The sequence below is a fragment of the Streptomyces sp. NPDC050085 genome (assembly GCF_044460595.1).
In the GTDB taxonomy this organism is placed as follows: Bacteria; Actinomycetota; Actinomycetes; order Streptomycetales; family Streptomycetaceae; genus Streptomyces.
The window spans coordinates 195812-208993 of record NZ_JBITJZ010000001.1; the positions used below are offsets into that span (position 1 = coordinate 195812).

The 13182-nt window shown below is 71.7% G+C and carries 12 protein-coding genes and 1 riboswitch; of the genes, 3 read left to right on the plus strand and 9 right to left on the minus strand.

Annotated features, from left to right (window positions below):
* Positions 1-59: 59 nt before the first annotated feature.
* Positions 60-485 (plus strand): hypothetical protein, encoded by a 426-nt coding sequence (locus ACIBUY_RS00815; protein WP_399151294.1) that lies wholly within the window; start codon positions 60-62, stop codon positions 483-485.
* Here ACIBUY_RS00815 and ACIBUY_RS00820 read toward each other — a convergent pair.
* Positions 454-2037, minus strand: a complete 1584-nt coding sequence (locus ACIBUY_RS00820; protein ID WP_399151295.1) for an APC family permease — start codon at positions 2035-2037, stop codon at positions 454-456. The two genes, ACIBUY_RS00815 and ACIBUY_RS00820, sit on opposite strands and share 32 nt — an antisense overlap.
* A 227-nt stretch (positions 2038-2264) precedes the next feature.
* Here ACIBUY_RS00820 and ACIBUY_RS00825 point away from each other — a divergent pair, with 227 nt between their 5' ends.
* Positions 2265-2885 carry a TetR/AcrR family transcriptional regulator gene (locus tag ACIBUY_RS00825; protein ID WP_399151296.1) on the plus strand — a complete coding sequence of 207 codons (621 nt, stop codon included), beginning with the start codon at positions 2265-2267 and terminating at the stop codon, positions 2883-2885.
* Here ACIBUY_RS00825 and ACIBUY_RS00830 read toward each other — a convergent pair.
* The 4 genes from ACIBUY_RS00830 to ACIBUY_RS00845 all read right to left on the minus strand — a co-directional run bounded on the left by ACIBUY_RS00830 (position 2882) and on the right by ACIBUY_RS00845 (position 7651).
* Positions 2882-4837, minus strand: a complete 1956-nt coding sequence (locus ACIBUY_RS00830; RefSeq protein WP_365562209.1) for an MFS transporter — start codon at positions 4835-4837, stop codon at positions 2882-2884. The two genes, ACIBUY_RS00825 and ACIBUY_RS00830, sit on opposite strands and share 4 nt — an antisense overlap.
* 140 nt (positions 4838-4977) lie before the next feature.
* Positions 4978-5733, minus strand: coding sequence for an SIMPL domain-containing protein (locus tag ACIBUY_RS00835; RefSeq protein WP_365562207.1), 756 nt, complete (start codon positions 5731-5733; stop codon positions 4978-4980).
* A gap of 154 nt (positions 5734-5887) precedes the next feature.
* Positions 5888-6706 carry an SGNH/GDSL hydrolase family protein gene (locus tag ACIBUY_RS00840; protein ID WP_399151297.1) on the minus strand — a complete coding sequence of 273 codons (819 nt, stop codon included), beginning with the start codon at positions 6704-6706 and terminating at the stop codon, positions 5888-5890.
* 186 nt (positions 6707-6892) lie between these two features.
* Entirely contained in the window at positions 6893-7651 is a 759-nt protein-coding gene (locus tag ACIBUY_RS00845; RefSeq protein ID WP_399151298.1) for a peptidoglycan DD-metalloendopeptidase family protein, read from the minus strand.
* Between the two features lie 5 nt (positions 7652-7656).
* A riboswitch (cyclic di-AMP (ydaO/yuaA leader) is annotated at positions 7657-7826 on the minus strand.
* Between the two features lie 380 nt (positions 7827-8206).
* On the opposite strand from ACIBUY_RS00845, the gene ACIBUY_RS00850 reads away from it, so the two are divergent.
* The gene (locus ACIBUY_RS00850; protein WP_399151299.1) at positions 8207-9007 is read left to right on the plus strand and encodes a tyrosine-protein phosphatase; all 801 of its coding nucleotides are present in this window, start codon (positions 8207-8209) and stop codon (positions 9005-9007) included.
* Between the two features lie 20 nt (positions 9008-9027).
* On the opposite strand, the gene ACIBUY_RS00855 is transcribed toward ACIBUY_RS00850, so the two are convergent.
* The 4 genes from ACIBUY_RS00855 to dxs all read right to left on the minus strand — a co-directional run bounded on the left by ACIBUY_RS00855 (position 9028) and on the right by dxs (position 13152).
* Complete coding sequence (locus ACIBUY_RS00855) at positions 9028-9159, minus strand: DUF6126 family protein (RefSeq protein ID WP_365562197.1); 132 nt, start codon at positions 9157-9159, stop codon at positions 9028-9030.
* A 2-nt stretch (positions 9160-9161) separates the two neighbouring features.
* Positions 9162-9788, minus strand: coding sequence for a helix-turn-helix domain-containing protein (locus ACIBUY_RS00860; protein ID WP_399151300.1), 627 nt, complete (start codon positions 9786-9788; stop codon positions 9162-9164).
* A gap of 92 nt (positions 9789-9880) precedes the next feature.
* Complete coding sequence (locus ACIBUY_RS00865) at positions 9881-11266, minus strand: aspartate aminotransferase family protein (RefSeq protein ID WP_365562193.1); 1386 nt, start codon at positions 11264-11266, stop codon at positions 9881-9883.
* Positions 11263-13152, minus strand: a complete 1890-nt coding sequence (dxs, locus tag ACIBUY_RS00870; RefSeq protein WP_365562191.1) for a 1-deoxy-D-xylulose-5-phosphate synthase — start codon at positions 13150-13152, stop codon at positions 11263-11265. Before dxs ends, ACIBUY_RS00865 begins: the two co-directional genes overlap by 4 nt.
* Positions 13153-13182 lie beyond the last annotated feature (30 nt).

Below are 13182 nucleotides of genomic sequence, written 5' to 3' on the forward strand. Positions count from 1 at the left end.
AGGGCATTCCCGCGCTCAGGGCATTCCCGACCACACCGCATTCCGTACGAGGAGGAACCGTGCCGCACATCGACGCACAGGACCTGGCCGCCCGTTACGCCGCCGTCTGGAACGAGCCCGACCCCGATCAGCGCCGCAAGGCCGTGTCCGACCTCTGGGCGCCCGACGGGGTCCATGTGCTGCAGCCGCCGCAGGAGATGATCGAGGAGGCGCGGCGCATCGGTTTCGCGCAGCCCGCCCTCACGGCGCGCGGCCTCGACGAGCTGGAGGCCCGGGTCGCGCGCGCCCACGAGGAGTTCGTGGCGACCGGCGAGTACACGTTCCGGGCCGCGCCCGACACCGCGGTCGCACTGGAGGACGTGGTCACGTTCCGCTGGCAGACCGTCCTCGTCGCCTCGGGTGAAGTGACGGGCGGCGGACTGGAGTTCGTGACCGTGGACGAGGACGGCCGGATCAGCCGCGACTACCAGTTCCCGGGTCGGTAGCGGCGCCGCCCCTGCGGGCCCGCGCCCCGCAGGCGTAGAAGACGAGGCCGATGCCGATGAACAGCGCGAGCGGCACCACCTGGCTGAGCGTGTACGCGAGCCGCTGCCCGGCGAAGGACGCGGGCAGCGAGTCCGCCGCGCTGCCCGCCGTGCCGAACCAGCCCACCCCGAATCCCGGCCAGACCAGCACGACCACCGTGAACGCCACGAACGCGGTGGCCAGCAGGCTCACGACCCGGGCGCCCGTCCGGCCGCCGGGCACGGCGTACGGGCGGGGCTGGTCGGGGTACTTGCGGCGCAGGACGGCGAGGCTCGGGAACGTGATCACGTACGAGATGAAGGTGGTGCAGATCGTCAGGCCGAGGCCGGCCGCGAAGTACTTCTCGCCGTTGCCGCCGGTGAGGTTGAGGGCGACGACGAACAGGAGCGAACCGAGCACCGCGGACAGGAGGTTGACCCGTACCGGCGTGCCGTGTTTCTCGGAGATGTGCCCGAGCCAGGCGGGCCCGGCCCCGTCCGCGCACGCCACGGCCTGCGCCCGGTGGGCGCCCATCGCCCAGGTGACGCCCGAGGTGAGCAGCCCGACGATGAGTCCCGCGGCGGCGACCCCGCCGAAGACGGCGCCGAGCCCGGTGAGCGTGACCGTGCCGTCGGCGGCGACCGATCCTCCGTAGACGGTGAAGACGGCCTTGCACGCGTCGATGAACCCGCCGAGGCTGCCGATCTCCTTGCCCGGCAGGACGAACAGGATGCCGAGGATGGGGCCGCCGTACAGGAGCACGGCGGCGAGCCCGGAGCGCAGGATCGACAGGGGGATGTCGCGGCGCGGGTTCGTCATCTCCTCGGCGGCCGAGCTGGGCAGTTCGAAGCCCACGTAATTGAAGATGAGCACGGGAACCAGAGCGACGAAGCCCGCATACGTAGGCGTGAATTCGCCCGCGGGCAGCGCGTGCACGCCGTGCTCGGCGGCGAAGACGACCACGGAGACGAGGAAGAAGCCGAGCAGCACGATGCGCGCGACGGCGCCCGCGATGGGCACCCACTTGCCGATGCGCACGGACTGTACGACGGCGAGCGCACCGCCCCAGATGAACAGCAGCCCGCCGACGTACTTCCACGCTCCCGGCAGCGGCGTGAAGAACTCCTCCCAGGTCGTGAGCGCGATGATGCACAGGCTGCCGCCCACCCAGACCGGGTTGGATATCCAGTACAGGAGCTGGTTGACCCCGGCGACGAGCCGGCCGAAGGCGAGCCGCGTCCACACGTACGGGCCGCCCTGCACGGGGAAGGCGGAGCCCAGTTCGGCGACGAGCAGGCCGTACGGGAGGAAGAAGACCAGGGCCAGGATCGCCATCCAGGTCAGCCCCTGCGGGCCCTGGGCCGCGACCGAGCCGATGGTGTCGAGTCCGACGAGGGTGCAGATGAGGAAGAACAGCACGTCCAGGCGGCGCAGATCCTTGCGCAGCCGGGAGCGCTGCTCGCCGAGGGCTGCGGAGAGGTCGGGCGCCTCGGCGGCGGACGGGTTCGGGGGGACGGGCGGCGCTTGGGTCACGGGGATGCTCCTGGCGGCGACAGGACTGCTCCGGCGGGGACGACAGCCCCTCCGTCGACCGGCTATTGACTGAACAGCCAGTCAGTAGAGGGGAGTAGGAGGGACTGTGGCGCGCCCATCAAGAGGGTGTCAAGACTCCTGCACGAAGCCGCTGCGCACGCGGCCCGCCGCCTGCCCGCACGCCGCCTGCATGCCACCCCCGCCGCGTGAACAACTAGGGTGACCACGTGACCAGAGTCCGGTTGAGCGTGGCCGAGCGGCGCGAGGAGCTGCTGCGGGCCGCCATCGAGCAGATCGAGGCGCGCGGGGTCGCCGCCGTGCGCATCGCCGACGTGGCATCGGCGCTGGGCGTGAGCAACGCGCTGGTGCTGTACCACTTCTCGACCAAGGAGCAACTCGTGTCGGCGGCGTTCACGTACGCGGCCGAGGACGACCTGGCCCGGCTGCGCAAGCTGCTCGGCCGGCGCACCACGGCGCTCAAGCGGCTGCGGGCGGCGGTGCGCTGGTACGCCCCGACGGGCCAGGCCAAGGGCTGGCGCCTGTGGATCGAGGGCTGGGCGGTCTCCCTGCGCGAGCCCGCACTGCGCGACGTGACGCGCGACCTCGACCGGCAGTGGAAGGCGGCGCTCGCCGAGGTCGTCACCGAGGGCGTGGCGGCGGGCGAGTTCACCTGCCCCGACCCGACGGCGACGGCCCTGCGCCTGACCGCCCTGCTCGACGGCCTGGCCGTGCAGATGACGGCGTACGAGGGCGGCGTGTCCCGGGCCCGTACGCAGGAGTGGGTGGACGAGGCACTGGCACGCGAACTGGGCCTGGACCGGGCCGAGTTGACACGGACCGGGAGCTAGCCCCGGTCCCCTCGCACCACGTCCCCCGCTCCCTCTTCCGCCTCGAAGCGCGCCCCGACCTTCCGCAGGAACGCCGTCCAGCGCTCCACGAACCCCGGGTCGTCCGGCGCGAAGCCCGTCACCATGCGGGTGATCTGCGGAAGCAGCCGGGGGTAGCTGGCGACGGCGAAGCCGAGCAGGCGCAGCAGTTCCGGGTCGAGGTCTGCGGGCAGCCGGCCCGCGCTCTGCCGGCGGCGCACCTCCTCGACCTGGGCGCGCAGCGCGGGCACCCGCTCCGCTTCGTGCGGCACCGTTCCGTCGGCGTGGGCGAGCGCCTCGCGCTGGAGGTACGCCAGCCAGGCGGCGTCCTCGGCCAGGGCCCCGTAGTGGTAGGCGAGGAAGTCGCCGAAGCCCTCGGGGGCCTCCTCGACGCGGCGCAGTCTGCGCTCGCGCACGTGCCGCAGGACGTCGGCGAAGAGCCGGTCGCCGATCCGTCCGCCGCTGGCCAGGAACATCGAGTACGCGAAGCCGCTCGCCCACCCGGGCAGTCGCTCCACCAGGGCGTTCGACGCCTCTCCGACCGGCGCGGGGAAGCGGGCGATGCACACCGCGCCGAGCAGCAGCAGGGCCGCGCACACCGGCAGCACGACCGCGAAGGCGTGGGCCGAGTCGGCACCCGTGCGGCCGTCGCCGAGGACGGTGAAGAAGAGCAGGCCGCCGAGTGCGACGCCCAGCACATTGCCCGTCTGGAGCGTGGTGGTGACCACGCCCGCCCCTGAACCGGCGTCGCGTGGCGGCACCCCGGCGATGATCGTGCCGACGAGCGGGCTCATCGCACACCCCTGCCCGAGCCCGGTGACCAGCAACATCGGCGCCAGCTGCCAGGGTTGGAGGTCCGCCCCCGCCGCGGCGACGGTCGCCGCGGCCCCGAGCAGGCCGAGCGCGGCGGTGACCATGCCGAACGTCAGGACGTGCTTGCCGAGCAGCGGCACGATCCGGGGCGCGGCCAGCGAGGTGAGGAAGAAGCCGACGGCGCCGGGCGTGAAGGTGAGCGCGGAGCGCAGCGGCGAGTAGCCGAGCCCGGTCTGCAGGTGGACGGCGAGGGTGAGCAGATAGCCCGCGTACGCGGCCATGAACAGCGCCGCGGCGGGTACCCCGAGCGCGAAGCCGCGGTTGCGGAAGAGCTCCATCCGCACCAGCGGTTGCCCACCCGCCGCGGCGACCTTGCGCTCGTACGTGACGAACGCCCACCCCACGGGCAGCGCCGCGACGAGCGCCACGTCCAGCCAGAGCGGCCAGCCCAGATCGCGGCCCTCGAGGAGCGGTACGGAGAGCAGCAGCAGGAACGCCACGCCGAGCCCGACGCCGCCGCGGTCGATCGTGGTGTCCTCGGCGGGTTGGTCGGCGGGCAGCACGCGCAGGGCGGCCAGCGCGGCGAGCACACCGAGGGGCACGTTGACGAGGAAGACCGAGCGCCAGCCGAGCCCGAACGGATCGAGCGCGAGCAGCGAGCCCCCGACCAACTGGCCCGCGATGGACGCGATCCCGATGACCGCACCGAAGGTGCCGAGCGCCCGCCCGCGTCGCTCCCCGTCGTACGTGGTCTGAATGATGGCGAGCACCTGCGGGTAGAGCAGCGCGCCACCGATGCCCTGCAACGCCCGTGCGGCGACGAGGACTTCGACGTTCGCGGCCGCCCCGCACAGTGCGGAGGCGGCCGCGAACACGAGCAGCCCGGCGATGAACATCCGTTTGCGGCCCAGCAGATCACCGAGCCGCCCGCCGGTCACGAGCAGACAGGCGTACGTGATCGTGTACGCGGAGATGACCAGCTCCACGCCGCCGTAGCCGGTGTGCAGATCGGTACGGATGGCGGGCACCGCGACGTTGACGATCGCCACGTCGAGGATGGCCATGAACGTACCGACGAGGACGGTGGCCAGGATCAGGCCGGGACGTGGCTGCCTGGGCATGACGGGCTCCCCCGGGACGGTCGTGCGCAGCTCGGACGCGTCACACAAACATCAACTGCCCTGCGCTCCAAGGTTCCTGACGAACACTTGGACCAATCCTGACCGCCCGTTCACCCTCCCGTGCACCCGCCCGCGTGGCGTCAGTTCAGCTCGTAGACCGCCGTCACGCTCACCTCGTCCTCGATCTCGCCGGGCGCCACCGGCACCTTCGCCGCGGACTCGTCGAAGGCGACGGCGGGCATCGCCACCGGGCGCGGGCGGCCGCTCGCGCCCTCGTCCAGCGAGACCAGCCGGCCGAGCTTGCGCCCGCTCAACTCGGCGTACTGGACGGCCTTTTCGTGTGCGTCGGCGTGCGCGGCCGCCCGGGCGTCGGCGCGCAGCCGGCTCGGGTCGGCGACGTCGAAGACAACCGCGTTGACCCGGCCCGCGTCACCGGTGGCGTCCACGATGGCCTGGATGACGGCGCCGGTCTTCTTCAGCGCGCGGACCTTCACGGAGAATCCCTGCGCGGCCTGGTACCCGGTGAGCTTCGGGGCGGCGCCCGGCTCGGGTCCGGTCTCGTACACGGCGGACAGGGACAGGCTCTCGGTGCGGACGTCGCGGTCGGCGACACCCGCCTTGTGCACGGCGGCAAGCAGTGCGTCGGCGGCGCGGCTCTGCGCGGCCAGGGCCTCCTTCGCGGTGCCGCCCTTGACCTCGACGCCCGCCGTCACGGTCGCCATGTCGGGCGCCGCACTGGCCAGCCCCTCCCCGGTCACGGTCAGGGTCGTGGGCCTGGGCGCCACGGCGCTCGCCGCGGGCGGTGCCCCCTGCGCGGCGACGGCGGGAACCGCGGGCAGTCCGACGGCGAGCAGGGCCACGGCGAGCGCGGCGCAGTGGCGGGTGCGTACAGACATGGGATCGGGGTCCTTCCCGGTCGGGCCCGCCGGACGGCGGGCAGCCGACATCCCAGCACCCGCGCACACCCGGCCCGCGCACGCCACTCCGCCCGGTCACCTCACCGGCGGGACAGGACCCCTCTCACGAGGACCCGTCCCAGGAAGACCCCTGTCAGGAGGCGGACTCCAGGTGCGCCTTGATGGTGTGCGGGTCCAGGAACCCCTTCGCCTCCACCCGGTCGCCGGAGGACTCGCCGCGCAGCCGCCGCCCGATCCACGGCACGAGGAACTCCCGCGCCCAGTGGATGTCGTCGCGCCGCACCTCCAAGGTGCCGCGCGGCGGCAGCGGCGGCCAGGCCTGCTCCGGATCGGCGGGCACCTCGAGGCCGAGCGCCTGACCTGCGCGCAGGGCGACCCGGGTGTGCCCCTCGGCCGACAGGTGCAGCCGGTCCTCGTCCCAGGCCCGGCGGTCCTGGATGGACTTGAGGGACCACAGGTCGAGCACGGGGCAGTCGTACCGGTCGGCGATCGCGCGCACGTGCATGTTGTACGTGGCGATCTTGCCGCGCAGATGCTTGAGGACGGCCACGTCCCGGGTGTCGAAGCCGGTCGCGACCATGACGGTCCCCACAGCCTCGGAGAGCCGGGCCACGGCCTTCTCGAAGCGCTCGGCCACGTCGTCCGGGTCGGTGCCGGGCCGGATGATGTCGTTCCCGCCGGCGACCAGCGTCACCAGGTCGGGGGCGAGGTCGATCGCCCGCGGGACCTGGTCCTCGACGATCTGGTCGATGAGCTTGCCGCGCACGGCGAGGTTCGCGTACTGGAAGGTGTCCTCGGGCACGCGGTCGTCCAGGAGGACGGCGAGCCGGTCGGCCCACCCCACGAAGTTCCCGTCCGGCCCAGGGTCCCCGACGCCTTCGGTGAAGCTGTCCCCCACCGCCGCGTAGGACCGAATCGTGCCGCCGCTGAGTGATCTCGATTCGTTTGCCACGACCACACATCTTTCACCCTCGGATGTGACCTACGCGATCGTAGGGAGGGGTTGACGGGTGGTGAGAAAACCCACTCGGCACCCGGGGAATATCCCCGGGTGCCGAGTGGATCGCGCGTGGAGCGGCCTCGCGGACCGGCCGGTCGGGCAGACCGGTCGGACGGGCAGACCGGTCGGACGGGACCGTCAGACGGAGACGCCGTGCGAGCGCAGGTACGCCAGCGGGTCGACGTCCGAGCCGTAGCTCGGCGAGGTGCGGATCTCGAAGTGCAGGTGCGGGCCCGTGACGTTGCCGGTCGCACCGGACAGGCCGATCTGCTGGCCCGCGGTCACGGTCTGCCCGGCGGAGACGCCGAGGGACGACATGTGGGCGTACTGGGAGTAGTAGCCGTCGGCGTGCTTGATGACGACCTCGTTGCCGTACGCGCCGTCCCAGCCGGCCGAGACGACGGTGCCGGCGCCGACGGCCTTGATGCCGGTGCCCGTGGGCACGACGAAGTCGGTGCCGGTGTGGTAGCCGCTGGACCACATGGAGCCGGACTGGTGGTAGGCGGTGCCCTCGGTGCCGTCGACCGGCTTCACGAAGTCGGCGGTGGTGGTGGCGCTCGCCGTCGTGGCCGTGGTGGCGGAGCCCTTGGCGGCCGCGCCGTCCAGCGTGAGCTTCATGCCCGGCTTGATGAGCTCGGCGTTCGCACCGACCACGCTCTTGTTGGCCGCGTACAGCTTCTTCCAGCCGCCGTCGACGTCCTGCGCCTTGGCGATCTTCGAGAGCGTGTCACCGGCCTTGACCGTGTACGTCTTCGCGGTGGTGTCGGCCGTGGCCGCGTGGGCGCCGGTGGCACCGATCAGCGGCAGGGCGAGCGCGGCGCCACCGGCCGAGGCGACGGCGGCGGCACGGGTGAAGCGGCGGGACGTGGAACGGCGGTGCTTTCCCTTGGCGGGCATGGCGGATTTCCTCTCCGTCGCCTACGAGGTGAGCTGTCGGGTTCGGACTGGAGATGTCCGGCCGGGCCCGGGGAACGGGCACGGCTTCACCCCTAGCCGCATGGGGAATTCCCGGGCGGCGTACTGCCTGTGGGTCCCCCGCTCCTGCCGTCACGGGTCGTGGTTCGGAAATCCGGATCGGTGGCAGGACTAGGCGTTCCGACCGGAGTGATTGGCGACCGTAAGGCAGTGGGAATGACGGCGACAAGCGGCGAATTCACCCGCGGTGCCACTTTCTTGATCGTCTGAGAGTTCCCTGTGTCACCCTGCGTCGACGGCCCTGCTTTACCGGTGCCTTACCTGCGGGAATTTCCGGGAGGGAAATCCGGGACGGCAACCACGGACCGTCACGGTTATGAGCCTGCTCACGCGCCGTCTCTCAACCCCCCGTGAATTAGGGACAGTTAGCCAAGAACGGATCAATTCGGACAGATCGTTGCCCTGGGAACCCATGTCGTATCGTCAGGAACGCGCGGCGGGCGATTCACGCCCGCGACCCGACCGGGAGGAGCCCCCGTGACGCAGCACGCCCCGTCCACCGAGCCCGAGCTGAGCGGAGTGCGCAACTTCCGGGACGTGGGCGGCCTCCCCACCGTGGACGGCCGGCGCGTGCGCCCGGGCGTGCTCTACCGCAGCGGTCACCTGGCGCACGCCACGGACGAGGACGCGGCGTTCCTGACCACGCTCGGCCTGCACACGATCTTCGACTTCCGCAACGCCGCCGACCAGCGGCTCGAGGGCGCCGACGTCGAGCTCCCCGGTGTGCGCAACGTGAACCTGCCGCTGTCCGACCCGGCGGACGGCGCCGGGTTCTGGGAGATGGTCCGCGAGGGCGACATAGAGCAGCTACGCACCCTGCTCGGCGAGGGCCGCGCCGCCGACCGCATGATCGGCTCGTACCGCACGATCGTCACGGAGCGCACCGCAGAGCACAGCCACGTCCTGCATGCGATGGCCGAGGACAGCACGCCGGCCCTGATGCACTGCGCGGCGGGCAAGGACCGCGCGGGCCTGTCGATCGCGGTGACGCTGCTCGCCGTGGGCGTGGAGCGCGACGCCATCGAGGCGGACTACCTGAAGTCCAACGAGAAGCACCGCCGCTACAAGGTCCGCCGCAGCGGCACCGCGGGCAGCGACGCCTACTCCCCCGAGATCATGGAGCTGCTCAGCCCCCTCTTCGACGCCCGCGCCACCTATCTGAACGCGGCGTTCGACACCATCGAGCAGACCTGGGGCAGCACGGACCGCTACCTCGAAGAGGGTCTGCGCCTCACCGCGGCCGAGCGCGACCGGCTCCGCGAGCGCCTGCTGGACTGAGCCCTGACCGGACCGGGCTCCTACTGGCCGCCGCCCAGCATGAAGAGCAGATAGATGAAGGCCGCGAGGGCATGCCCCGCGAAGACGTACACGAGGACCCGGATCCAGATGCCGCGGGGCAGCTTGTCCTCGATGTCGCGGTGTTCGCTCACGGTCAGACCTCCCGGATCTGGCCGGCCGCCGGGCCGAGGCACAGCGCGGCGGTCGGGCTCTGGAGAAGGGTGTGTACGAAGAGGAGCTCGGCCCCGCCCTCGTCCGCGGCCGCGAGCCGGTGCGGGGTGAGCGAGTCGAAGTGCGCGCTGTCCCCGGGGTCGAGCCGGTACGACGTGTCCCCGAGGCGCAGCCGCAGCCGCCCCTGAAGGACGTAGAGCCACTCCTCGCCGGGGTGGACCCGCACCATGTCGCCCTGCGACCCGTGCGGGATGTGGACGCGCAGCGCCTGCATCCCGCGCCCCGGGGCGCCGGCCTGGAAGTAGGTCCAGCCGCCGGCCTCGGTGGGCTCCATGGCGCGGGCGCGGACCACGGCGTCCCGGTCTGCGGGGGTCTCGCCGAGCAGTTCGGAGACCGTCGTACCGTAGGTACGAGCGAGCAGGAGCAGCATCGGCAGCGACGGCTGACGCTGACCGGTCTCCAGGCGGGACAGATGCGCCGGCGACAGGCCGGCGGAGCGGGCCGCCACCTCGAGCGTGAGGGCGGCGCGGCGGCGCAGGGCGCGCAGCTGGGGCGCGACGGCGGGCAGCTCCGGGGGCTCCGGGCTCTCCGCCGGGAGGGCAGGGCTCATGCTGACGATTCAGCCAGAGCCCTGCCTGTGCGGCAACTTTCTTGCCTCAGAGGCAAGGCGGGAAAGGCGCCTCCGAGTCCCGGAGCGAACGGTCAGCGGTTGGCGACCGCCTGCTTGATGAGCGTCTTGCTGAAGTCCCACATCAGGCCGCCCCCGCTGTGCGCGTCATCCATGACGGCGGTGAACGCCTCGACGAACCGTTCGACGTCGGCCTCGTCCACGACGAGCGGCGGGATGAGCTTGATGACTTCGAGGTGGTCGCCGGAGACCTGGGTCAGGATCCGGTGCTTCTGCAGCAGCGGCACGACGACCATCTGCGCGAACAGGCCCTTGCGCGCGGCCTGCAGCATGGTCCAACGGCTGCGCAGCTTCAGGGACTTGGGCCTGCCGAACTCGATGCCGATCATCAGCCCGCGGCCGCGGACGTCGCTCAGCAGCTCGTAGCGGTCGATGAGGGCGGAGAGCCGGGACGCCAGCAGGTCCCCCATCACCCGCGCGTTGGCGACGGTCTCCTCGTCCTCCATGACGGACAGGACGGCGAGCCCCGCGGCCATGGCCTGCGCGTTCGAGCCGAAGCTCGCCGAGTGGACGAGGACGCGGTCCATGGACGAGTAGACCTTCTTGAAGATCCAGTCCTTGCCGAGGGTCGCGCCGACCGGCACGTAGCCGCCGGAGAGCGCCTTCGCCACGCACACGAGGTCCGGCTCGACACCGTCCTCGTGCTGGTACGCGTAGAAGTCGCCGGTCCGTCCGAGACCGGTCTGCACCTCGTCGGCGATGAGCAGCGCCTTGTGCTTGTGCAGGAGTTCCTGCGCGGCCCGCAGATAGCCGGGCGGCGCCTCGTGCACGCCCTTGCCCTGGATCGGCTCGACGATGAGCGCGGCGACGTCGCCCTTCTTCAACTCCCTTGCCAGGGCGTCGAGATCACCGAGGGGAACGGCGGTGTCGGGCAGCAGCGGCGCGAATCCGTCGCGGAACCCGTCCTCGCCGTTGACCGACAGCGAGCCCGTCGTCAGCCCGTGGAAGGAGTGCGCGCAGTACAGGACGCGGGGCTTGCCGGTGGCGTACCGGGCGAACTTGAGCGCGGTCTCCACCGCCTCCGTGCCGCTGTTGCCGAAGAACACCCGGTCCAGGTGCGGGCTGTGCGTGAGCAGCTTCTCGGCGAGCAGCCCCGGCAGCGGCTGGCAGTCGAACCGGGTCAGGTCGGCGAGCGAGGCGTCGAGGACGTCGTGCAGCGCCTTGCGGACGACGGGGTGGTGCCGGCCGAGGCCCATGACCCCGAACCCGGCGAGCATGTCCAGGTAGTCGTTGCCGTCCGCGTCCCAGAAGTGCGCACCCTCGGCCCGCTCGTAGACACGGTCGAATCCAATGGTGTGCAGCATCTTCGGCAGTTGGTGGTTGAGGTACTTGGCGTGCAGCTCGTACCGTTCGGCACCGCGCTCGGCCAGCAGCGTGCCGAGGTCGAACTCCTTGCTCATACGTCGTTCTCCTTGCCGGCTTTCAATGACAGGCTGGTGCCGATCCGCCCCGCGATCTCCACGGGGGTCAGGCCGATGTCGGCGAGCACCTCGCCCCGCTTGGCGTGCGCCAGGAACTGCTCGGGAATCCCGAACCGCCGTACGGGTACGTCGACTTCGGCCTCCCCGAGGGCGAGGGCGACGGCCGAACCGACGCCCGCCGCACGGGAGTTGTCCTCCACGACGGCAACGAGTTCGTGCGCGGCGGCCAGCGGCGCGAGGTCGGGGTCGACGGGCTTGACCCAACGGGGGTCCACGACCGTGCAGTTGATGCCGCGCTCCTCCAGGAGCGCGGCGGCCTGCAGACACACGGGAGCCATGACGCCGACGGAGACGAGCAGGACGCGCGGGGCGTCCGTCCGGTGCAGGACGTCGATGCCGCCGATCCGGTCGATCGCCGGGATCTGCGGGCCCACGGACTCCTTGGGGAAGCGCAGCATGGTCGGCGCCTCGTCCACGGCGACGGCTTCCCGCAGCTGCAGCCGGAGTTGATCGGCGTCGCGCGGCGCGGCGATCCGCAGACCCGGCACGACCTGCAGGACGGACATGTCCCACATGCCGTTGTGCGAGGCCCCGTCGACGCCGGTCACGCCGGCCCGGTCGAGCACGAAGGTCACCCCGCACTTGTGCAGGGCGACGTCCATCAGCAGCTGGTCGAAGGCGCGGTTGAGGAAGGTCGCGTAGACGGCGACCACGGGGTGCAGCCCGCCCGTCGCGAGCCCGGCGGCCGACACGGCGGCGTGCTGCTCGGCGATCCCGACGTCCCACACCCGGTCGGGGAACTGCTCGGCGAACTTGGTCAGCCCCACCGGGTGCAGCATGGCCGCGGTGATGGCGACGACGTCCTCGCGCTCCCGCCCGATCGCGGCGATCTCGTCCCCGAACACGGAGGTCCAGGAAGGCCCGTTGGAGGGCGCGAGCGGCTCGCAGGTGAGCGGGTCCATCACGCCGACGGTGTGGAACCGGTCGGCCTCGTCCGCGAGCGCGGGCTCGTAGCCGCGCCCCTTCTCGGTGAGGCAGTGCACGAGTACCGGTCCGTGGAAGCGTTTCGCGCGACGCAGCGCGGACTCGACCGCCCCCAGGTCGTGTCCGTCGATCGGCCCCACGTACTTCAGGCCCAGGTCCTCGAACATGCCCTGCGGCGCGAACGCGTCCTTGAAGCCCTTCTTGGCGCCGTGCAGCGACTCGTACACCGTGGGCCCGACGACGGGGGTCCGCAGCAGGACGTCCTTGCCCCAGGCCAGCACCTTCTCGTACGAGTCGGTGGTGCGCAGGGTCGCCAGGTGGTTGGCGAGGCCGCCGATGGTCGGTGCGTAGGACCGCTCGTTGTCGTTGACGACGATGATGAGCGGGCGGTCCTTGGCGGCCGCGATGTTGTTCAGCGCCTCCCAGGCCATGCCGCCGGTCAGCGCCCCGTCACCGATGACGGCGACGACGTGCCCGCGCTCGCCCTGCACCTGCCGCGCCTTGGCGAGGCCGTCGGCCCAGCCGAGCGCGGTGGAGGCGTGGCTGTTCTCCACGATGTCGTGCTCGGACTCCTCGCGCGAGGGATAGCCGGACAGGCCGCCCTTGCCGCGCAGCTTGGAGAAGTCCTGACGGCCCGTCAAAAGCTTGTGCACATAGCTCTGGTGGCCGGTGTCCCAGACCAGGCGGTCGACGGGCGACTCGAAGACCCGGTGCAGCGCGATGGAGAGTTCCACCACGCCCAGGTTGGGCCCGAGGTGACCGCCGGTCCTCGCGACCGCGTGGATCAGGAACTCCCTGATCTCGGCGGCCAGTTCGTCGAGCTCCTCCTCGCTCAGCGCCTTCAGGTCGCGCGGCCCCCGGATGTTTTCCAGAATCGTCACGCTCGAGCCCCCTTCCCGTCCGTCCTCAAG